Here is a 20,953-nt window from a genome sequence, read left to right on the forward strand (position 1 = left end):
CCGACCGTACGGCCGGGCGCCGGGTACGTCAGAGTCCGTAGGTCTTGCCGATGATGTCGCGTTGGATCTCGCTCGTGCCACCGAAAATGGTCGAGACCAGGGCGCCACGGACGTGCTTTTCCATGTCGAATTCGCGGGCGTACCCGTAACCGCCCATCATCTGCATCCCCGCCAACGCGACCTGTTTGGAGGTCTCGGTGGCCTTGAGCTTGGCCATCGACGCCTCCCGGGCGAAGGTCTTGGTCGGGTTCGCGTCCACTGCGGCGGCGACGCTGTAGACCAGCAGCTTGGTGCACTCGATCTCGGTCGCGAGGTCAGCGACCCGGTGACGCAACGCCTGGAACGTCCCGATCGGCCTACCGAACTGCTTACGCTCGGACACGAACTGCAAGGTGTCCTCGAAAGCACGCTCGGCCGCACCCAAACTCATCGCCGCCAGGATCAGCCGTTCGAAGTTCAACCCCGTCATCAGCTGACGCCACCCGTTACCGACCTCACCCACGACCGCGTCCTCCGGGAGTAGGCAGTCGGTGAAGTAGAGGTCGTTGGTTTCTTTCTGGTTACCCATCAACTCGATCGGGTTGACCTTCAGCCCCGGGGTGCCCGCGGGCACGTGGAACATGGTCAAGCCCTCGTGCTTGCCGCCACCACGGTCGGTACGGGCCACGAGCAGAATGTTCTCGGAGATATGGGCGTTGGAACACCAGGTCTTCTGCCCGTTGATCAACCACCCGTCGTTGGTCTTCTCCGCGCGGGTGGTGATGTTACCGACGTCGGACCCGGCTTCGGGTTCTGACATCGAGATCGACTGCGACGCACCACGAACGATGCCACGCAACACATCGTCTTTCTGTGTCTCGGTGCCGAACTTGGCGTAGGCGCCACCGGTGATCAGCGTCGGCCCGATCGCACCGATCGGGAGCATGCCACGCATGGCTTCCTCGAGCAGGATGCACATATCGACCATCGTGGCGTCGGAGCCACCGTATTCCTCTGGCACGGTCAGGCCGAGCCAGCCGAGTTCGGCCATCTTGGCGTAGAGCGCCGGGTTGTGTTGCTCGGCGTCGTGTTCGGTCAGCGCGTCACGCTTTTCCCTGGTGCCTGCCTCGCGTTTGGCGAACGCGGCGACCGCCGCCGCGAAATCCTGCTGTTCCGGGCTGAATTCGACGCCCATAGTGATTTTCTCCTTCGATTCTCGGTCAGATGAGAGCCAGGTCGCTCGCGCGAGAGCGCGGTCGCAGGATCCACCGGATCGAGGTGGGGGGTGTGGCCGTTGACACAGCAGCCCCAACCCAGATAAGTTAACTGCAATTCTCGTTAAGTTAATCACCATTCTCGCCGGAAGCAAAGAGGCCCGAGGGTTTCGTTTCGACCGGTGCGGAACTCCTGAGCGGAGAGAGGCTCCATGCTGCGCACCAGATTCACCGAGGTATTCGGTGTCGAGCACCCGATCGTCCAGGGCGGCATGATGTGGGTCGGCCGCGCCCCGCTGGCCGCTGCGGTGTCCAACGCGGGCGGGCTCGGCATCATCACCGGCCTGACCCAGCCGACCCCGGCCGAGCTGCGCAACGAGATCGCCCGGACCCGCGACCTCACCGACAAGCCGTTCGGGGTCAACCTCACGATTCTGCCCTCGATCACGCCTCCGCCCTACGCGGAATACCGGCAGGCGATCATCGACAGTGGGGTGAAGATCGTCGAGATCGCGGGCGGCAACCCGGCCACGCACCTGCCCTATTTCAAGGACGCCGGCATCAAGGTGCTGCACAAGTGCACCAGCGTCAAGCACGCGCTCAAGGCGCAACAGGTCGGTGTGGACGGGATCAGCATCGACGGCTTCGAATGTGCCGGGCATCCCGGCGAGAACGACACTCCGGGCCTGGTGCTGATTCCCGCGGCGGCCAGGGAGATCGAGATCCCGATGATCGCCTCGGGCGGTTTCGCGGACGGTCGTGGACTGGTCGCGGCGCTGGCGCTCGGCGCGCACGGGGTCAATATGGGCACGCGATTCCTGTGCACCGTCGAGTCGCCGATCGCGCACGTGGTCAAGGAAAAGATCGTGGCCAATACCGAGCTCGACACCAAGCTGATCTTCCGGACGCTGCACAACACCGCGCGGGTCGCGGACAACGCGGTCAGCCGCCAGGTCGTCGAAATCGAGCGCAACGGCGGCACTTTCGACGATGTGCGTGATCTCGTGTCCGGTGCGCGCGGGCGCAAGGTGTACGAGGACGGCGACGTGGATGCCGGTATCTGGAGCGTCGGGCAATGCCAGGGCCTGATCCACGACATCCCCACCTGTGCCGACCTGATCGCGAACATCATGGCCGAGGCGCAGACCCTGATCACCGAATCGCTGGCGGGGTCGGTCGTGACGGCGGTGGCCTCATGAGCGAGTCGGTGCAGACCACTCTCGCGGGCGGCATTCTGCGGATCTGCATCAATCGGCCCGCCCGGCTCAACGCGATCGACCTCGCCACCATGAGCGAATTGGCCGACGTCATCGCCGGCGCCGCAGCGGATTCCACCATCCGGGTGATCGTGCTGACCGGCGAGGGGCGTGCGTTCTGCACGGGCGCCGATCTCGCGGCGGCCGCCGCGTCCGGCGGCAACGAGGCGACCCCGGAAACGGTGATGGCAGAAGCCGCGCGCATGATCCGCGCGGTCGTCCAAGCGCCCATCCCGGTCATCGCCCAGATCAATGGTCCCGCCGCGGGCGTCGGCGCGTCGCTGGCCCTGGCCGCCGATCTGCACTATGCGGCCGAAAGCACTTATCTCCTCCTGCCTTTCACCGCCATCGGGCTGTTGCCCGACGGCGGCGCCACCGCCCTGGTCCCCGCGGGGATGGGTCGCGCCCGCGCGATGGAAATGGCCTTGCTCGGCAACCGGCTGCCCGCATCCGAGGCCGCCGCGGCCGGTCTGATCACCGCGGCCGTGCCCGACGCCGAGCTGACCGAACACGTGTACGCCATCGCCACCCGCCTCGCCGCCGGGCCGCGCCGCGCACTGGAGCTGACCAAGGCCGCGGTGAACGCCGCGACCCTGGACCGACTCGAACCGGCATTCGACCGCGAGGCAACCGCCCAGATCGAACTGCTCGTCTCACCCGACTTCTACGAAGGCACCATGGCCATGCTCGGCAAGCGTGCTCCCCGATTCACCGACGCACCGCAAGGAAACGAATGAACCTCGACGTGGAACCGATCCGTTCGCGCCGCAACCACTGGATGAACCAGGTCGCCCTGCAGGCGACTGTCCAACCCGACGCCGCCGCCGTGCGGTTTCGCGGGGTCGACACGAGCTGGCAGCAGCTGCACGATCGCTCCGAAGCGTTCGCCGACGCGCTCGCCCGCCGCGGTGTCGGTTTCGGTGACCGCGTCCTGGTGTTGATGCTCAACAGCACCGAATACCTGGAGGCGGTCTTCGGGATCAACACCTTGGGCGCCATCGCGGTCCCGGTGAACTTCCGTCTCACCCCACCCGAGATCCTGTACCTGATCGCCGACAGCGGTGCCGAGGCGATCGTGACCGACACCGCCTTGGCCCCCCTCGTCGCGGCGGTGCGCGCGCAGACCGACGCTCTGACCACCTGCGTCGTCGTCGGCGGCGAAACCGGTGACGGCGCAGAGGGTTATGAGCAACTGCTGGCCGAGGTGGGCGTACCCCATCCCGCGGTCGACGTCAGCGAGGACTCGGCCGCGCTGATCATGTACACCTCGGGGACGACCGGCAGCCCCAAGGGCGCGGTCCTGACCCACACCAATATGCAGGCCCAAGCGCTCACCTGTATCCGCGCGATGCAATACACCACCGAGGATGTCGCCTTCTGCGCGGCGCCGCTGTTCCATATCGCCGGATTGGGCAGTATCGCACCGTGTTTCGTGCTCGGCACCCTCACCGTGCTGCATCCGCTGCTCGCCTTCGACGCCGGTCAGGTGCTCGACGCGTGGGAGCGCGAGAAGGCTACCTCGGTGTTCCTGGTACCGGCGCAGTGGCAGATAGTGTGCGCCGATCCCACTGTGCGCGACCGTGATCTGCGTCTGCGGGTGATCAGCTGGGGCGCGGCCCCGGCCTCCGACACCGTCTTGCAGGCGATGGCCGACACTTTCCCCGACGCCTTGAACATCGCGGTCTTCGGGCAAACCGAGATGTCGCCGATCACCTGTGTCCTCGAGGGCAAGGACGCGATCCGCAAACTCGGTTCCGTGGGGCAGCCGATTCCGACCATCGCCGCCCGCGTCGTCGACGACGAGATGAACGATGTCGCCCCCGGCGAGATCGGCGAGATCGTCTACCGGGGCCCGACCATGATGCGCGAGTACTGGAACAAGCCCGAGGCGACCGCCGAAGCGTTCGAAGGCGGCTGGTTCCATTCCGGTGACCTGGTCCGCCGAGACGAGGAAGGATTCGTCTACGTCGTCGACCGGAAGAAGGACATGATCATCTCCGGCGGTGAGAACATCTACTGCGCCGAAGTGGAGAACGTCCTGTTCGCCCACCCCGCCGTGCGCGAAGCCGCGGTCATCGGGCGCGCCGATGACAAGTGGGGTGAGGTCGCCATCGCGGTGGTCGTCGCCGAGCCTGACGCCGAGCTCACCCTCGTCGCCCTCGCCCCGCATTTCGACGCCAATCTGGCCAGGTACAAGCACCCCAAGGACCTGATCGTCGTCGACGAACTGCCGCGCAACGCGGGCGGCAAGGTGATCAAACACCTGCTCCGCAAGGAACACGCCTGATAGCGATCCGGCAGGAAACCACGACGCCCCGTAGCGCCTCGGCGCTACGGGGCGTCGGTGCGTAGCGGTTCGTGCCGAAGGCTTCCCTTGAGTTGATTAGTCGAATATCATCTCAACGTATCAAGCCTTCGTGGCTCAGGAGAAGGAGACGCAGGACTATGCGTGAAGTTTCAACGGTGAGCGATCCCGTCATGGTCGACGATCTCGGCGAGGTCCTGAGGTGCCGCTACGGCACTGTCGAGGATTTCGATATCGAGCGATTTCTCGACGGGATCGGCGCTTTCGCCGGGGCCGGTGCGAATGTCATCGTGCAGCTGGCGAATCGGCCGGTGGGGTACGGCGTTGTCCAGAGCACTGTCGACTCCGGTCGCGCCGATGTCCATCCGTGGAAGCGGCTGCGCACCACACTGACCTACATCGCGGTGGCGATGCTGGGTACCGAGGACGACCGGGACGTGTATCGACAGGCCGTCGGTAGCGTCCATCGACGCGTTCGTTCGGCGCCGGGCGCCGAGGTGAAGTACAACGCGTTCGATCCCGAGCTGCAGAAGTGGGTCGCGGTCTGCCTGTGCTGGGGAGTCATGGACACCCACGAACGCCTCTATGGGCCACTGGACACGGCCACCAAGGAAGTCTTCGTGCAGTACGCGGCCAAGTTCGGCACCGGATTGCAGATGCGGCCCGACATGTGGCCGGCAGACCTGGCGGCTTTCGAAAGCTATTTCGAAGCCGGGCTGGCGAGCATGCAGATCGACGACGTGGTCGCCGAATACCTGCGCAAGCTGGTCGGGTTGCGCAATGTGCCGAGGCCGCGTGTGCTCGCCAATTTTCATCGTTTCGCTGTCACCGGTCTGCTGCCCGAGACTATGCGCGCGCAGCTCTACCTGCCGTGGACCGACGCGCAGGAGCGGCGGCATCGGCTGATGTTCCGAGCCATCGGAACCGTCTACGGACGGCTACCCGTCCGCGCGCGGATCGAGCCGTACTCGGCCGTGCTCTGGGACATGCGGCGCCGCCATCGACTCGGCCGCCCGTTGGTCTGAGAGCAGCGAGGTTGCGGGCCACCGGCAGACCACATTATGTTCGGGCTCTTGTCAGCTGAGGGGAATGGGATATGGCCGAGTCGATCAGGTTGCTGGCCCGAATTCGCGGGCACGGCGGTGTCGAACGCGATAACGCCGATGTCCTGAACGGTGCCTTGGCCGCGTTTCTGGACTTCGGGATCAAGCGCACCAGTATGGGGGAGGTGGCCCGCCGTGGCGGGCTGTCCTTGGCGACCCTGTACCGCCGGTTCGGTGGCAAGACCGACGTGGTCCAGGCGGTGGGGCTCTGGCAGGTGCGCCACCTGCTGGAGCAGGCCGACGCCTCGATGCGTCGGCAGGCGGAGGAAGGTGCCAGCGCCGAAGACCAGATTGTCGAACTGTTCGTCGTCTTCGCCCTCGGCCTGCGGGAGAACCCGCTGCTCGATCGCCTGCTCGCCACGGACGCCGCCACCGTGCTGCCCTACCTCACCACCGGTGGGGCGCCGGTGATCGAGCTCGGTCGAGACTTCTTGGCCGAGTTCATCACCCGGTTGCAGGAGGCGGGCAAGCTCCCCGCCTACGACCCGCTGCCCGTAGCCGAGTTGGTGGCTCGCACCGCGCTGTCGTTGGTGCTGACCAAGCCGACGGTCATCCCGCTCGACGACGAGGCCGCGGCACGCAGGTTCGCCCGCGATCACATCGCACCCGGGTTCCGTCCGCTGGACGTGCGCGCCGCTAGCGATGAGGCCGACACCGAGCCTCGCTAAGTCCTACGCGCGGGGCATTGATCACCGCTCGCCTCGGGGGGATGTGTCACCGGTCGGCGACACATCCCCCCGAGGCAAAGTTCACTTACTTGCCGAAGCGCCGCCGACCGCGAGCACCGGCCACGCGCATCGCGTTCCTCATGAACCCGAAGTTCTTCAGGCTGTACGGGTACCAGACCAGTTCGGACTTCTGCGTCGGCAGCGCCGGAGCCGTGATCGCCTGCTTACGGCAGTACTTACGCACGCCGTCCGCGCCGCCGAATCGGTATCCGGTGCCGGACTGTCCCCAACCACCGTGGGGGAGCGCGAAGTTGAACAGGTTGATGGTGGCGTCGTTGATATTCACCGCGCCGACGGTCAATCGCCGCGCGATCGACTGCCCGCGGGACTTGTTGCCCGTCCACACCGACGCCGACAGCCCGTACTCGGAGTCGTTGGCGAGCTTGATCGCCTCGTTCTCATCGGCGACCTTGATGACCGGGATGGTCGGGCCGAAGGTTTCCTCGGTGATGCACGACATCGAATGGTCGACGTCGACCAGCACGGTCGGTTCGAAGAAGTTCCCCTCGCCCGTGGCCTTTCCGCCGGTGAGCGCGCGCGCTCCGCCGGCGATCGCGTCGTCGACGTGGCGGGTGACGATGTCGAGCTGGGCCTGGTTGGCGAGCGGACCGATATCGATGTTTCCGCTGCGGTCGTCGCGGCCGATCCTCAGCGACTTGACGTGGGTGACCAGCTTGTCGACGAACTCGTCGTACACCGGAGCTTCGACATACACCCGCTCCACCGACACACACAGCTGACCGGCATTGGTCAGCGCGCCGAAGGCGATGCCGTTGGCCGCGCGGTCGAGATCGGCGTCGGCGAGCACGATCGCCGGGTCCTTGCCGCCCATCTCGAGGCTGTAGGGCAGCGTGCGTTCCGCGCACGCGACGGCGATGCGGCGCCCGGTGTTGCCGGAGCCGGTGAACTGGATGAAATCAGCGTTCTCGACCACCGCGGCACCAGCGGCTCCGGCACCGGAGACCACCGTGAACACCGGCGGCGCGCCGATCTCGGCCCAGCCGCGGGCGAGCGCGAGCGGGGTCAGCGGGGTCACCTCCGAGGGCTTGAGCAGCACGGCGGCACCTGCGGCGAGCGCCGGAACGAGATCGGAGGCAGGCATGGCGAGTGGAAAGTTCCACGGCGTGATGATGCCGACCACCGGATACGGCGTGTAGGTGGTGGTCAACTTCTTGATCCGCATCAGCGGGGTGTGGGGGCTCACGGCGGTATCGGCCAGAAACTTCGCGGCGTTGCGTGCGTAGTAGCCCAGGAGATCGACAGTGAACGCGACCTCGACCTCGGCCTCCACGCGGGGCTTTCCCGACTCGTCTTGAATCGAATCCGCCAGCTCGTCGGTATGGTCGAGCACCCAATCCTGCAGCTTGAGCAGCCACTGCTTCCGTCCGGACGCGCTGATCGAAGCCCACCGCGGCTGCGCCTTGCGCAGCGCGGACGCGGCTGCGGCTACTTCCTCCGGGGTCGACACGGCAACGGTGCCGACCAATTCTCCGGATGCCGGGTTTCGAACAGCCAGTTCAGTGGCGTCGACGGTGGGTGTTGCGGATTCAGACACATTTTCTCCTGGATAGCCGTATCGGTCTACAGACCAGCTTAGACAGAGTGAGATGTTTTGTATATCACTCTGTCACGAGATGGATCATGCTGTTGTTCTGTCGGGTGGGGGAGGGCTCGCAGAGGCGGCATCTGGTGACGCCGATAGCTGAGTCGCCCATCGAGTTGCCGTTCAGGTGCTGCGACCGCCCGGCGCGGAGCTCTGGCCCTGCCCGCCGAAGAGGGGTGGATCGGTCATGTTCATGCGCTATTTCTCGGCCTCGCGAAATTCGGAAGGTGGCAGCCGTGATTGACCGCCTTATGTTACCGAGCATTCTCTCGTAAACGAAGAGAAAGTGGGGTCGAAATGGTGACCAGGTTTCGCCGAGGTCGTGCCGAGTCGACACCGCTGCCGTAGCGCAGGACCGGGCAGGCGGGGTGCGGTCTCCGTCTGCCCGGACTCGGGGGCTAGGTAAATCATCCTTCTACGCGGGCCGCGGTGACCTCTCTGCACGTGCTGAAGGAACGTAGCGAATCCCTGACGGCGCTATCGTTGCCGCCATCCGGAGGCCGGTGGCGTAGGAGCGGAACGCGGCCCGATCTCCCAGTCGCGCTCGCACGTCGAGCAGTTCCCTGGTGCGAGGATGTAGCAACTCGCGCACGGCGACGGATGGCAGCAGCCGCGGAACCCAGCTGGTCGGACGTAAGACCTCGGGTGCGAGCGTGCGACCGGCTGGGGTGAGACGCAGCTGCTGCGCGCAGGTCCGCTCGAAATAGTCGCCGAAACTCGCCCAGTCCGGTGGCATGGCCCGCGCGGACACCCCGAACTGCAGATACCATTCGCAGCACTCCGCGTACAGGCGTTCGTGGTCGCGATCCGACATCGGCGAGATGAAGGTATTGATCGCGACTACCAGCGTCTCCATGTAGGTCGCGTGCTGAAAGTGGAACACGTCCGGATTCAGCGCGTGGAAGCGCGCACCGCGGTCGTCGGTTCCACTGATGTGCCCATGAATGTTGACCATGCGGTGCCGCTGGTCTCGGTCGTTATAGGCCATGTCGATCGTCTGCGAGACGGTCCGTGCCTTGTGGTACCACAGCCTCATTGCCAGGTGCTCGTCGAGAGCCGTCGCGATGGCCGGGTGCAGAATCTGCAGCCCCACCGCCCGCGGCAAGGCGAGCAGGAATCGTCGATCGCCGACGTACCGGCGCAGCAGCGAGGTTCCTCGTTGGCGGTGCATCGATGAATTCCTCAACCGCGCAGGCTATGGGGTGCGGCGGGTACGGAAAGTGGTGTGGTCATCGTTGACCCCGTTCGAAGACTGGCGGCTGCCGGATCGCATGTGAGAGAGTGACTCTCGAAGCCTCTCACTGTCTCGACAGCCTGTCAACGGTTGACCAACCTTCATGCAGGCGTGAGGAATCGACCTTCCGATGCGCCGTGAAAACAGTTGTGACACAAAGCATATGGTGATCAGTATGTGCTGGAGGTGGTGATATCGGCCAAGCCTGATCCCGTTGTGCTGAGGGGCTGCATGACATTCGAACAACAGATTCTTGACCCGTGTTCTTCGACGCGGTCCCTTCGATTCCTGGAAATCTCGCGCGGTTCATTCCGGCCCGGCGCTCCGTGAGTTCGTTCGCACCGGCCCCGGACTACGATCTCGACGCGGAGCTCACCGAAGCGTTCGACTGCGCCGACGCCGCCTTGCGCGGGCTCGACCTGCCGTGGCCGGTCGTCCATGTCAGCGGGCGTGTCCGCGGCGCGTCGGCACTGCCACCCGGCGACCTGATGGAAGGTCTTGCCGCACAGGATCATCTGCTCGAAGCCCAGGCCTACGTCGTGTTCAGCGCACCGGTCGCCGACGACGCGAATGATCGACGACGCCCGCCACGCGCCGCCGAGGGCGCGAAGGTCGACGCTCGCTATCAGGGTGCGCACGGATGGTCACCGTGCCCGCCGAGAAGGGGAAATGAAATATGCAACCGACAATGCCGTCGAACATCGAGCGCGGGCAGCGAGGACAGTGCGCGCATGTGCTGGCCTACGAGCGCACCGGGGCCGCGCTGTTCACACGGGTGATGAAGGTGGCGCGGGCGAAGAATCTGCCGTGCTACGGCGAGGCGAAGGGGGTGGGAGTGGGGGAGATGTGCGAGATCCTCGGCTGGCAGGTGCTCGAACCCGTCGACCTCGGCTACGGGCACAGCGTGGCGCCGGTCGCGTGGACCCAGGGCGATCGCGCAGTCCTGCGATGATCGAACGGTTCGCCGAGATCGCGATCCGGACGCCGAAACTGGTTCTCGCCGTGGCGGGTATCGCGTTAGTGCTGTTCGGTCTGCTCGGTGCCCAGGTCACCGACCGCTTGTCGGCGGGCGGGTTTCTCGACCCCGACGCGGAGTCCTCACAGGCTGAGCAAGCACTGGCCCGCGACTTCGACATCGCGGGAATGCAGCTGATCTTCACTGTCGAAGCACCCGGTGATGTACTCACCGGCGCCGGGGCCGATCGCGCGAACGACATCGTGAACGACCTGCGCGTCGACGACCGGGTTCTGTCGGTCGATTCGCCGTGGACCGACCCGAACAGTCGCGCCCGGTTGACCGACCGGGACGGACACGTCGGACTGATCGTGGCGGGTCTGGCCGGCGACGACGACCAAGCGCAGAAGACCGCGGCCGACCTGGCCGCCCGACATACCAGGTCCACGGGCGAGATCACCGTCACCGCCGGCGGACAGGCGATGGCGTTCCAGGAGATCAACGTACGCGCCGAGCGTGACCTCGCGTTGGCGGAATCGATCGCGATTCCGCTGACATTTCTGCTGCTGATCTGGTTCCTGCGCAGTGTGGTCGCCGCGGCGATTCCGATCGCGGTGGGAGTATTGGCCATCGTCGCGACCACTGCGGTGCTGTTCGTGCTGACCTTCGTCATCGACCTGTCGGTCTTCGCGCTCAACATCACCACCGCCCTCGGGCTGGCGCTGGCGATCGACTACTCACTACTCATCATCGGGCGGTTCCGCGAGGAGGTCGCTCGTGGGCGCGACCAGCACACCGCGATCACACTGGCTATGCGCCGCGGTGGGCGGGCCGTGCTGTTCTCCGGGGTGACGGTGGCGATCGCGTTGATCGGATTGTCGTTCTTCCCGATGAACTTTCTGCGTTCCATCGGGTACGCGGGCGTCGCCGTGGTCGCGCTGTCGGTCGTGCTGGCGCTGACGTGTGTGCCCGCCCTGCTCGCACTCCTCGGTGAGCGAATCACCCGAAAGCCGTTGCGAGAGGCGGCTGTGGTCGAGTCGATGTTCCTGTACCGACTGGCGGTGGCGGTGCAGAGGCACCCCGTGCTCATCGCGCTGCCGGTGCTGGGAATTCTGCTGATCGCCGGTGCGCCGGTCCTGGGACTCCAGGTCGGGTTGCCCGACGATCGAGTCCTGCCTGCCACCGCGCAGGCACGCCAGGTCGGTGACACGATCCGAGAACAGTTCGACGCCAATGCCACCGGCACCGTCCACATCATCGTCCACCGCGAAGGTGCCGACACCGCGACGGCCGAGTACGCGGCCGCACTGTCTCGGGTGCGCGATGTTGATGTGGTGCTCGCGCCGTCGGGGATCTATGCGGGCGGCCAACCGGTGGGGCCCGGCGATCCCGGCGCTGCGCGCGCCGACAGTACCCATCTGACGATCGCCACCTCACTCGATCCGTACTCACCTGCCGCCGCGCGGCAACTCGACGAGCTCGACGCGGTCGCCGCACCCGGCGACGCGGTGTTCGGCGGTTTGGCTCAGCAGAAGCGCGACACGGCAGCCGGGATCGCAGCTGCGTTCCCGAAAGCCCTGGCCTGGATCGCCGTCACCACCTTCATCCTGCTGATGTTGTTGACCGGCAGCCTCCTGTTGCCGTTGAAGGCGCTGGCGCTCAACGTCCTCTCCCTCACGGCGACCTTCGGTGCGATGGTCTGGGTGTTCCAGTCCGGACACCTCGGTGGATTCGGCACCGAGATAACCGGTTTCACCGTCGCCACGGTCCCGGTGCTGCTGTTCTGTGTGGCATTCGGGCTATCCATGGACTACGAGATCTTCCTGCTCGCGCGCTTCACCGAGGAATGGGAGACCTCCGGGCACACCAGCGCCGACAACGATCGGGCAGTCGCGGTCGGGCTCGCCCGTTCCGGGCAGGTGGTGACCGCGGCGGCGGCGATGATGATCGTGATCTTCGCGGCGATCGCGACGAGCGGGGTCGCCATCATGCGCATGCTCGGCGTCGGATTGACGCTGGCTGTTCTGGTGGACGCCACGTTGATCCGCATGATTCTGGTCCCCGCCTTCATGCGACTGGCGGGCACCTGGAACTGGTGGGTACCGAGCGGGGCGCGGCCGATGCTCGAGAAGGTTCGGCTGCGCGAATAGTGTCGATCGCCCGGGTAGCGCGGGCCTCTACTCCTGCGCTACCTGGGCGCGACCCGTATCGAACGAGGGTCAGGCGCTCATCGCCTGCCAGATCATCACGGCCGTCGCGGCGTCGATCACCGAATTGCGGATGGTCGAGAGTGGTCAGTGCGCAGGTGCCGCCGTCGATGCGGTTGGCTCACTGATCAGATGCTGCTGCCGGGCACCTGCGCGCGATGTCGTCGTGCCACTGTGCCGAATCGCGCACGTACCACGCGGCGCTGTCATCGTTGAAGCTCACGCTGACCAGCGGGCGACCGATCGATTTTCCGGCGTGGGAGCGCACGAGATCCACCGACGTGATCGATGCGAGCGGAATCTCCAGTGCGCCATCCGAGCCCGCTCGGCGAAACCACAGTCGCGTATCGGTCAGTACGAGCGCGCCGTTGCCGCGCACCTGTCGCCCGTTCTTCGAGGCTCGCCCGAAGTAGTTGGCGACAGGGTCGCTGCGCACGGCTTCACCGGGTGCGAAGTTCTCCGCGATGGCCGCCTCGGCGGTCCGGCGGATCGCGCGAAGGATGAATCGGGTGATGAGCATGATGACCGCGAGTGCCACCGCCACGATGACGATGACCATGAAGACGATCCAGCCGACAGTCATGGAAGCAGTGTAGTGCTGCCTCGCTCAGGGCTCGATCGAGTTGGGCCGAGCAGAGATTCGGTGGCGGCGGTGTAGAGCCATTTCTGGTACTTGTCCCAACTCCAGCCGCGGCGGTTGACCAACCGGTCGGCGAGTTCGGGGGCGGTGAGGGCCCACAGGATGTCCCCGGCGTCGACCAGCGCGAGGCCGGAGCGCAGGCCGAAACGGCGGTGCAGGTGGTCGGCGAGGTTGGTAGCGCCGAAATTGCGTTCGTTTTCCGTGGTATCGGTGAAATCGCGTAGCTCGGGGTCACCGCTCGCGGACTGGGCAAGTGCCATCGAGACCAAGGGGAGGACGCGCTGGGCGATGGTGGCGGCGATGGCGGTATAGCGGGCGAGGCATTCGGTGGCGGTCTCGGCAGCGAGCATCGCGCGGAATTGGGGTCGGTCGATCATCGGGATCGGATCGTCGTCGCCGGCGAGCGTCGTGTCGTAGACGGCCTTGAACACAGCAGGCTTGGTGCCGATGGTGTTGTAGATCGTCTGCACGCTGACCTGCGCGGTGTGGGAGATCCCGGTGATGGTGGTGCCGAGGTAGCCGTGCTCGAGAAACAGTTCCCGGGCGGCGTCCAGGATGCGCGCGCGGGTGAGGGCGGTCTGCTGGGTGCGCAGAGCCGTCGAGTATCGCCGCTTGCCGGTCACAGGTCTCCTTGAACCACTTTCGATGGATCAACGTTCTAACTAATAGATCGACGTTCATTCTAATCTTGGGAGGCCACGATCATGGCATACGTACACGGCGCGATCGCAGACCTGGCAGTGCGCTCGATTCAGATCATGTCGGCGGGAGAGCCTGCTGATTTCGAGGAGTTGGTCCATCCGGAGGCGTTCAACCGGGAAGGCGTGCAGGAACCCCCTGCGAGCCGGGGCACCGGGCCCGCGGCCTTCTATGCCACCGCCCTGTGGCTGCGGCAGGCGTTTGCGGACCTGCACTGGCAGGTGCACACCGTCGTGACCGAGGGTGACGTGGTCGCCGTGCATGTGACGATGGCTGGGCGACAGGTCGGTCCCTTCGTCGCATATGACGCGAAAGGTGACGTCGCGCAGGCATTTCCGGCCACGGGTAAGTCATTCGCGATCACTCAGACGCACTGGATCCGTGTGCTCGACGGCAAGGTCGTCGAGCACTGGGCCAACCGCGACGATCTCGGGATGTCCATGCAGCTCGGCTGGAACCCGCCGACGCCGCGCTACCTGCTGCGGATGCGCCGCGCGACGAAGCAAGCGCGCCGCGATGCCGTCGCGAGGTAGGAGTGACCGCGTTTTCGTGAGTGCGGATCCGGGGGGTGCTGTGGTGCGCTAACGATTTTCGGGGTGGGGAGAGCTGGTTGACGCGACCTTCGGTGATGTGGTCGGTGGATGCGCGAGCGACGGAGTCGGACGCGTCGGCTTCGTCGTGGCCGGGGGCTCGGTCGTCGTCGGTGTCGTAATCGTCGGGGGCCGAGTCGATGTGGTCGTCGGTGATGCGGGCGTTGTCGACTTCACCGGCGACGTGGATGTTGTGGTCGGGCGGGCCGGAATCGTGGTTGTCGTGGTGGTAGTCGGCACCGTGGTGGTCGAGGGATCAGCCGACACCGTCACCGTGCTCGGATCGGCTGTCACCGTGACCGTCGACGTATTTGTCGGGGTCATGATGACGGTCACCGTGGATATCGAGGTCGAGGCGACCGTGCTCGGGTCCTGCGCACCGGACGGGTCCGGAGCCGGAAGGCTCACCGTGGCCGAGAAACTCGCGCTCACCGATATCGCCGCCGAGTTCTCGGGCGAGGTATCCGTGGTCATGGCTGCCGTCGTTTCCGGGGCAGGGGCCGCGCTCGTGGCAGGGTCGGTCGAATCGGCGGTCGATTGGGCGGTCCCGGGAACGGCAGCCGTGTCGGCGGCCGAGACGTCGCTCGGTACGGGGATCTCGCTCGGTAGGACATAGGTCGTGCTCGTCTCCGTCAGGCCGGGCCGGCTCGGGACGGCGCTGTACTCGGAAGTCTGTATCGTCGATTCACCCGAGAACGGCTCCGCATTGTTCGTCCGCAGCGGCGGACTCGAATCCGCCCTTACCATGAGCGTTATCCCGATCGCCGTGGTGACCAATGCGGTCACCACGCTCGCATGCGACATCTGCCGCCGGAACCGATCGGGCGATGGCGCTCCGGCGCTGTTGTCGACGGTTCGCATTCCACTCCTGCTTTCTCCCTCGCGACGCGCCGGGCACTGATGTGATCGAGCCTTTCAGGGTCTCGAGTAGGGATCCACTTCGCGCAACTGTTTCGAGTGGATTCGTTGCAGCTCGCCCGCCCGGGTGAGAAAGTCGGCGATTATTTCGAGTTCGGTGGAATCGTAATAACTCAGCAACATCTTGTAGCTCTCGACGATCATGGGTACGACGAGTTCCTGTATGCGGTGGGCTGCGAGTTCGGTGGCCACCACAATGACGCGACGACGATCGGTCGGGTGCAGCGAGCGGGCGATATAGCCCTGCTTCTCCAGGCGGTTGAGCATGATCGTGACGCCGGCCGCGGTGAGGCCGAGCCGTTCGGCCAGCGTTCCCGGCGTCGTGGACTTTTCCTCCCCGAGCAGGACGATTTCCAGTGCACGCCGATCGGTCTCGTTCACGCCGAGCACTCGGACCAATTCCCGGATCAGATCATCGACGGTTCCGTGATAGAACTCCAGCGCCCTCTTGAGCTCGACCGAGATCCGGGCGGGTTCGCTTGTCGTCGGGCACACAGGCTTTCCCATCGATCACTTGAAACAGAGAACCGCTCAGCAGAGGCACCGATCAGGGAGTCCTCGGTTGTCGATCGCCCGATTCGGTCCCGGGGAGTCAGGGAGATCGGTGGTCTCGATGGATGACATCTCGGCTCCTGTCGAACGTCACGAAAGCGGCACCGCACCGGCCGTCGAAGCGAAACGTGGCTGTGTCGGATATGCACTGTACGACACGGCGGCCGATGCGATACTGCGCATCGAATTATTCGATCGAGGTGGCTGCATCAACGTCAAACCTGAAGCGTGGCAACCACTATCGGCATCGGTGGTCACCAGCTCCGGATGGACCGGGTTGCTGACACAACCCGGTCCGCATGTTCGCCACAGGCGCCGGCGGATACCGGCCGTCGTGCTGTGGCGCCTGTCCGCGGGATTAGGTGACAGATGTGGTCGTGAGGGTCGGGGACGGGTTGGGGTAGCACGAGGTCGCGACGTTGCCGACGAAGGAGACGTTGGTCGTCATGGTCATGCCGGGACTGGTGTAGCTGGTCCCCGCGTACTTGCTGGTGATCGATGTTCCGGCGGCGCCTGCGGTGACATTGATGGTCACCGCGGGCGGGGTGAAGCTGGTCCCGCCGGCAATCGGACCCGGCACGGTCAGAACGACATTTCCGCCTGACGTGGCGACGGTGCCGGCCACAGTGCCCCCGGAGGCGGTGGCCGAGACCAATGTCGAATTCGCCGGAGTCGGAATGGTCATCTTCAGGTTGCTGATGTTGTTCACGGTGAAGCCGGCAGCCGAACTGGGAACCGACGAGGCGCCCGGTGTGATGGTGATGGCCACCGCGGAGCCCGACGCCGCGGAGCCCGGTGCGGTGCCGGTGACCGAGGTGGTCATACTCGAGGTTTGGCCGATGCCGAAGACGGTGCCCTTACAGCTCCAGTTCACGCTGATGGGGGCGGCATTTACCGGTGCCGCCAAACAAAAGACGGTGGCGATGGCCACCGGAGCGATAAGGCCGGCACGAAACAGGGACGAGGTCGATCTCATGGCGAACTCCAGGAAATAGAGCAGCGGTATGACGGGAAGTCGAACCGCAAAATGGATGTTCAAAAAATATAACCTGTTCTCATAATTCTGTGGTTGAAATCGTCAATTCAAGAGTGCTGAAATATCATTATCCGCTATTAGATATTTACTGCGAATAGTTAATTCCAGAAAAGTTTCTACGTGGTACTGATCTTGTCTGAATGAATGGACTTGCGATACGTATGCCGTCATCGGTTTGAACGCGCCGGCCCGCGGTCGTACGGTTGGTGCTCACGGCGACGGAAGGACGCGGTACCGCGGCGGTGCGTCCGCGGCCCTGCACTCAGATGGCATTGCCCGGCAGCTCGCGCGATTGGCGGCGACAGAGTCGATCATCGCGCTCGAGCACCGCTACTTCCGGGCCTGCGACGCCAAGGATCCCGTCGGGTTCCGCGACTGCTTCGTCGCGGTCGGCTCGGGCTGGACTACGGCGACCTCGGCGTCCTGGATGTCGACGGCGTGGCCGCGGTCTGCGCTTGGGTCAGGTCAACCTGATCGAACGCACCGGGCGATCACCGGACCGATCGACGATCAGCCGAGCTCCTTCAGCTCGCGCTCGATAGCCGCTGCCGCGTGATGCATCCCGGTGCCGCGCAGTTGCTCGATCCGGTTGTGTACCCGGTCGATGCCATAGGACCGCACGACGTCGGCGATCCCGACTCTGTCGCACGGAGCGGAAGCGAATCTTGCGGCTGTGTCACTCGTTCTCATTGCAACCCCAATCGGGAATCCGTACCGATTCCCTTCTGGAGCCTAACGTGTTGCACGTGCATCTGCACGTGCACGGCATCGTGCTGTGCCATGTAATAGGTTGTGGCACACTCAGCTTCGCGAAGTTCGATGCTGACAGGAGTGGCCGTGAGTGAGGATTTGACCGCCGTCGTCGGTGCCTGCACCGGGCCGGATCCGGATGAAGACCCTGCTCTGCTGCGTCGGGTACTCGGCGTGCGCCTGCGGCGGTTGCGTGAGGCGGCCGGTATCAGCGGGGACGCGGCAGGCCGGATGATTCGTGCCTCACATTCCAAGATCAGTCGTCTCGAGGCCGGTCGAGTCAGCTTCCGTGTGGCCGACGTCGACGATCTACTGACCGCGTACGGGGTGCGTGATGCCGATCTGCGGGACGAGTACCGGCTCCTGGTGCAGCGGGCCAACGGGACCGGACGTTGGCAGGCCGGTCCGGATCTGACGGTCGCGCGTCCGGATACCTACCTGGCACTCGAGGACGCCGCCGCGCTGATCCGTTGCTACGCACCGAGCTTGATGCCCGAGTTGGTGTGGACGCCCTCCTACGCGCATACGATCTTCGCGATCGCCGACCAGCAACCGGCCGCGCAGATCCAGCACCGCATCGAAGTGCTGGCCAGGCGGCAACGACTGCTCACCCGCGCGGATCCGCCACGGGCGTGGTTCGTCATCGAGGAAGCCGCGTTGCGTCGACCGATCGGTGGAGCCGCGATCTGGCAGGCGCAGCTCGAGCATCTCGCCGAGTTGGCGGAGCGCCCCAATATCACCGTGCAGGTGCTGCCCGATCACATCGGCGGCCCAGCCATCAGCGCGACCCCCTTCACCATGTTGCGGTTCGCGGCGCCCGAGTTGAGCGATATCGCGCACTTTCTGCACCTGTCGGGCCCCCAGTTCCTCGAGAAGCCCGGCGAGCTGGACCGATTCAACGCGGCCTGGGATCGGCTCTGTGTCTGTGCTCTTCCGCCCGGGCAGACCACCGAGCTGTTGGACACGCTGCGAACGAGCCCCGCTACTGTCGACCTCTCCTTCTAGCGAACCCGACAAGAACAGAGATCCCATGTCAGACAACGCCTTCGGTGCCCCACTGTCCACCGACGTCGACACCACCATCGCCCACGAAGCCCGCGTCTACGACTACTGGCTCGGGGGCAAGGACAACTACCCGGCGGACCGGGCGCTCGGCGACGCCATCGGTGAGCACGTCCCTGCCATCAAGACGATGGCGCGCGCCAACCGCGCCTTTCTCGGTCGTGCGGTCCGGCATCTGGTCGCCGACGCCGGGATCACCCAGTTCCTCGATATCGGCACCGGAATACCCACGGCCGGAAACACGCACGAGGTCGCCCAGCAGCTCGATCCCAACGCGCGGGTCGTCTACGTGGACAAAGATCCGATCGTGCTCGCCCACGCTCGGGCGTTGATGGACAGCACTCCGCAAGGTCGCACCCGATTCATTCACGCGGACCTGCACGACCCGCAGTCCATCCTCGACCACCCCGATATCGCCGACACCCTCGACCTGACCGAACCGGTTGCCATCATGCTCGTGGCGATCATGATGTACTTCGCCGACAGCGACCGTCCCCAGGACATCATCGCCGCGCTGCTCGATGCCGTCCCCTCCGGCAGCTATGTCGTGATCACGCACCCCACCGCGGATTTCGCACCCGAGGCGATGGCCGGCGTCAAGGCGGCCGCGGAAGCGTCGGGGATCTCCTTCAACCCACGGAGCAACTCCGAAACCAGCGAGCTGTTCACCGGAACCACCCTCATCGATCCGGGTCTGGTCCCCGTCGCCGCGTGGCGACCCGAACTCGTCGACCGTCCCGTCGCCGTCGCCGAGGCCGAAAGTGCTTGGTACTGGGCAGGTATCGGCCGCAAACCCTGAGTCCTGGACGCGCTGTCGAGCGTTCGGCGGGATCTATCCCCAGGCGCGTCGTGTCGCGGGCATCGCGGCGTTCCCCGTTGCTTCCGGCACCACGCCGAGTACCTGGTGGATCCCGAGTCCGCCGTCCTCGAAGCCCAAGGCGGAGGCGGCCATATAGAGCCGCCAAATTCGCGCCCGCCCTTCGCCGACGAGTGAAACCGCTTGTTCCCAAGCGTTTTCCAGATTCGCGACCCACTGGCGAAGGGTCAGCGCGTAGTGCTCGCGCAGCGCCTCGACGTCACGGACCTCGAAGCCGGCGCGTTCCATGGCCAGGACGACTTCGCCCACGTCGACGAGTTCGCCGTCCGGGAAGACATAGCGCCCGATGAAGGAACGATCGCTGATGACGGAGCCGCCCGGCGAGGAGATGGCGTGGTTGAGCAGCCGTCCGTGCGGGCGCAGCAGTGCGCGCAGGGTGTCGAAGTACTCCGCGGCACGCTGGGAGCCGACGTGTTCGAACATTCCGATCGAGGAGATGGCATCGAACTCTTCGCCGCGCAGGTCCCGATAGTCGGTGAGCCTGATCTCGACACTGTCCGCGAGGCCCGCCTCGGCGACTCGTTTGCGGGCGAGTTCCACCTGGGCACTGCTGATGGTGACGCCGACGACCTGCGCCCCATAGGTCGACGCCGCGTGCATCGCCATGGACCCCCAGCCGCATCCCACGTCGAGCAGGCGCATCCCCGACCGCTCGGCCAACCCCACTTTGCGGCAGATCAGGTCGTGCTTGGCGCGCTGGGCGTTCTCCAGTGAGCCGTCGTCGTCGGGCACGAACCGCGCGCAGGAGTAGGTCATGCTCGATCCGAGCACCAGCCGGTAGAAATCGTTGCTGACGTCGTAGTGATGACTGATCGCCGCCGCGTCGCGACGTTTGGTGTGCAACGGTCCGCGCTGTGGTCGCGCTTCCTCCGGTGGTGGTGGCGGGCGGCGCCCGAGCACCCCGAGGTGCCGCGCCGCGCCGATGGCCTGCCAGGCCGCACCGAGGCCGAGACGGGCGTCGTTCGGCGCGGTCGACTGGAGTGCGCGAAGCATCGTGAAGATGTCGCCGTCGAGATCGACCGCGCCGGAGACGAACGCACGCGCTACGCCGAGTTCGCCAGGTGCCCAGACGAGGTGGCGCAGCGCATCCTCGGATCGCACGCGCATCGTGCCGGGGCTGTCACCATCGGGTTGGATCGTGCTGCCGTCCCAGAATTCGAATCCCACCGCCGGATGCGGGCCGAGGGTGGCTCGCAGCAGAGGTTCGAACGCGGCGGCGATCGCGGCATTGTTACCCATTCGACC

Annotated in this window: 22 protein-coding genes; 13 read left to right on the forward strand and 9 right to left on the reverse strand. The window is 65.4% G+C overall.

Features of this window, described 5'->3' with window-relative positions:
- Positions 1-28 precede the first annotated feature (28 nt).
- The gene (locus tag IBJ82_RS23410; RefSeq protein ID WP_194828111.1) at positions 29-1,174 is read right to left on the reverse strand and encodes an acyl-CoA dehydrogenase family protein; all 1,146 of its coding nucleotides are present in this window, start codon (positions 1,172-1,174) and stop codon (positions 29-31) included.
- 231 nt (positions 1,175-1,405) lie between these two features.
- On the opposite strand from IBJ82_RS23410, the gene IBJ82_RS23415 reads away from it, so the two are divergent.
- The 5 genes from IBJ82_RS23415 to IBJ82_RS23435 all read left to right on the forward strand — a co-directional run bounded on the left by IBJ82_RS23415 (position 1,406) and on the right by IBJ82_RS23435 (position 6,525).
- A complete protein-coding gene (locus IBJ82_RS23415) occupies positions 1,406-2,392 on the forward strand; it encodes a nitronate monooxygenase family protein (protein WP_194828112.1) in 987 nt (328 codons plus the stop codon).
- Positions 2,389-3,186 carry an enoyl-CoA hydratase gene (locus tag IBJ82_RS23420; RefSeq protein WP_194828113.1) on the forward strand — a complete coding sequence of 266 codons (798 nt, stop codon included), beginning with the start codon at positions 2,389-2,391 and terminating at the stop codon, positions 3,184-3,186. The genes IBJ82_RS23415 and IBJ82_RS23420 overlap by 4 nt, the downstream gene beginning before the upstream one ends.
- Complete coding sequence (gene fadD5, locus IBJ82_RS23425; RefSeq protein ID WP_194828114.1) at positions 3,183-4,736, forward strand: fatty-acid--CoA ligase FadD5; 1,554 nt, start codon at positions 3,183-3,185, stop codon at positions 4,734-4,736. Before IBJ82_RS23420 ends, fadD5 begins: the two co-directional genes overlap by 4 nt.
- Before the next feature lie 158 nt (positions 4,737-4,894).
- The gene (locus IBJ82_RS23430) at positions 4,895-5,779 is read left to right on the forward strand and encodes an oxygenase MpaB family protein (protein WP_228537557.1); all 885 of its coding nucleotides are present in this window, start codon (positions 4,895-4,897) and stop codon (positions 5,777-5,779) included.
- A gap of 71 nt (positions 5,780-5,850) precedes the next feature.
- On the forward strand, positions 5,851-6,525 hold the full coding sequence (locus IBJ82_RS23435; protein WP_194828115.1) for a TetR/AcrR family transcriptional regulator: 675 nt from the start codon (positions 5,851-5,853) through the stop codon (positions 6,523-6,525).
- 85 nt (positions 6,526-6,610) lie between these two features.
- Here the strand turns inward: IBJ82_RS23435 and IBJ82_RS23440 are convergent, their stop codons facing one another.
- The 3 genes from IBJ82_RS23440 to IBJ82_RS23450 form a co-directional block, all read right to left on the reverse strand.
- The gene (locus tag IBJ82_RS23440) at positions 6,611-8,140 is read right to left on the reverse strand and encodes an aldehyde dehydrogenase family protein (protein WP_194828116.1); all 1,530 of its coding nucleotides are present in this window, start codon (positions 8,138-8,140) and stop codon (positions 6,611-6,613) included.
- 463 nt (positions 8,141-8,603) lie between these two features.
- A complete protein-coding gene (locus tag IBJ82_RS23445; RefSeq protein WP_194828117.1) occupies positions 8,604-9,359 on the reverse strand; it encodes an oxygenase MpaB family protein in 756 nt (251 codons plus the stop codon).
- 233 nt (positions 9,360-9,592) lie between these two features.
- A complete protein-coding gene (locus IBJ82_RS23450) occupies positions 9,593-10,060 on the reverse strand; it encodes a hypothetical protein (protein WP_194828118.1) in 468 nt (155 codons plus the stop codon).
- 38 nt (positions 10,061-10,098) lie between these two features.
- Here IBJ82_RS23450 and IBJ82_RS23455 point away from each other — a divergent pair, with 38 nt between their 5' ends.
- Together IBJ82_RS23455 and IBJ82_RS23460 are read left to right on the forward strand one after the other, a co-directional pair.
- Positions 10,099-10,374 carry a hypothetical protein gene (locus IBJ82_RS23455; protein WP_194828119.1) on the forward strand — a complete coding sequence of 92 codons (276 nt, stop codon included), beginning with the start codon at positions 10,099-10,101 and terminating at the stop codon, positions 10,372-10,374.
- Positions 10,371-12,527 carry an MMPL family transporter gene (locus tag IBJ82_RS23460; protein WP_194828120.1) on the forward strand — a complete coding sequence of 719 codons (2,157 nt, stop codon included), beginning with the start codon at positions 10,371-10,373 and terminating at the stop codon, positions 12,525-12,527. Before IBJ82_RS23455 ends, IBJ82_RS23460 begins: the two co-directional genes overlap by 4 nt.
- 178 nt (positions 12,528-12,705) lie before the next feature.
- On the opposite strand, the gene IBJ82_RS23465 is transcribed toward IBJ82_RS23460, so the two are convergent.
- Positions 12,706-13,167, reverse strand: a complete 462-nt coding sequence (locus IBJ82_RS23465; protein WP_194828121.1) for a hypothetical protein — start codon at positions 13,165-13,167, stop codon at positions 12,706-12,708.
- Entirely contained in the window at positions 13,164-13,847 is a 684-nt protein-coding gene (locus tag IBJ82_RS23470) for a TetR/AcrR family transcriptional regulator (protein WP_194828122.1), read from the reverse strand. The genes IBJ82_RS23465 and IBJ82_RS23470 overlap by 4 nt, the downstream gene beginning before the upstream one ends.
- A gap of 81 nt (positions 13,848-13,928) precedes the next feature.
- Here IBJ82_RS23470 and IBJ82_RS23475 point away from each other — a divergent pair, with 81 nt between their 5' ends.
- The 3 genes from IBJ82_RS23475 (at position 13,929) to IBJ82_RS23485 (ending at position 15,414) form a co-directional block, all read left to right on the forward strand.
- Entirely contained in the window at positions 13,929-14,456 is a 528-nt protein-coding gene (locus tag IBJ82_RS23475) for an ester cyclase (protein WP_194828123.1), read from the forward strand.
- A 97-nt stretch (positions 14,457-14,553) separates the two neighbouring features.
- The gene (locus tag IBJ82_RS23480) at positions 14,554-15,129 is read left to right on the forward strand and encodes a hypothetical protein (protein ID WP_194828124.1); all 576 of its coding nucleotides are present in this window, start codon (positions 14,554-14,556) and stop codon (positions 15,127-15,129) included.
- Positions 15,130-15,132: 3 nt separating this feature from the next.
- Entirely contained in the window at positions 15,133-15,414 is a 282-nt protein-coding gene (locus IBJ82_RS23485; RefSeq protein ID WP_194828125.1) for a hypothetical protein, read from the forward strand.
- 14 nt (positions 15,415-15,428) lie between these two features.
- On the opposite strand, the gene IBJ82_RS23490 is transcribed toward IBJ82_RS23485, so the two are convergent.
- Both IBJ82_RS23490 and IBJ82_RS23495 read right to left on the reverse strand, forming a co-directional pair.
- The gene (locus IBJ82_RS23490; RefSeq protein ID WP_228537558.1) at positions 15,429-15,938 is read right to left on the reverse strand and encodes a MarR family winged helix-turn-helix transcriptional regulator; all 510 of its coding nucleotides are present in this window, start codon (positions 15,936-15,938) and stop codon (positions 15,429-15,431) included.
- A 403-nt stretch (positions 15,939-16,341) separates the two neighbouring features.
- On the reverse strand, positions 16,342-16,518 hold the full coding sequence (locus tag IBJ82_RS23495) for a hypothetical protein (RefSeq protein ID WP_228537559.1): 177 nt from the start codon (positions 16,516-16,518) through the stop codon (positions 16,342-16,344).
- Between IBJ82_RS23495 and IBJ82_RS23500 the strand changes: the two genes are divergently transcribed.
- The 3 genes from IBJ82_RS23500 to IBJ82_RS23510 all read left to right on the forward strand — a co-directional run bounded on the left by IBJ82_RS23500 (position 16,511) and on the right by IBJ82_RS23510 (position 19,630).
- On the forward strand, positions 16,511-16,978 hold the full coding sequence (locus tag IBJ82_RS23500; protein ID WP_194828469.1) for a hypothetical protein: 468 nt from the start codon (positions 16,511-16,513) through the stop codon (positions 16,976-16,978). The genes IBJ82_RS23495 and IBJ82_RS23500 overlap by 8 nt on opposite strands.
- An 878-nt stretch (positions 16,979-17,856) precedes the next feature.
- Complete coding sequence (locus tag IBJ82_RS23505) at positions 17,857-18,774, forward strand: helix-turn-helix domain-containing protein (RefSeq protein ID WP_370585444.1); 918 nt, start codon at positions 17,857-17,859, stop codon at positions 18,772-18,774.
- A 25-nt stretch (positions 18,775-18,799) separates the two neighbouring features.
- On the forward strand, positions 18,800-19,630 hold the full coding sequence (locus tag IBJ82_RS23510; protein ID WP_194828127.1) for an SAM-dependent methyltransferase: 831 nt from the start codon (positions 18,800-18,802) through the stop codon (positions 19,628-19,630).
- 33 nt (positions 19,631-19,663) lie between these two features.
- Here IBJ82_RS23510 and IBJ82_RS23515 read toward each other — a convergent pair whose 3' ends face one another.
- Positions 19,664-20,947 (reverse strand): cyclopropane-fatty-acyl-phospholipid synthase family protein, encoded by a 1,284-nt coding sequence (locus tag IBJ82_RS23515; protein ID WP_228537560.1) that lies wholly within the window; start codon positions 20,945-20,947, stop codon positions 19,664-19,666.
- Positions 20,948-20,953 lie beyond the last annotated feature (6 nt).

Origin of the sequence: Nocardia sp. XZ_19_231 (assembly GCF_015355705.1) — a bacterium.
GTDB classification, from domain to species: Bacteria; Actinomycetota; Actinomycetes; order Mycobacteriales; family Mycobacteriaceae; genus Nocardia; species Nocardia salmonicida.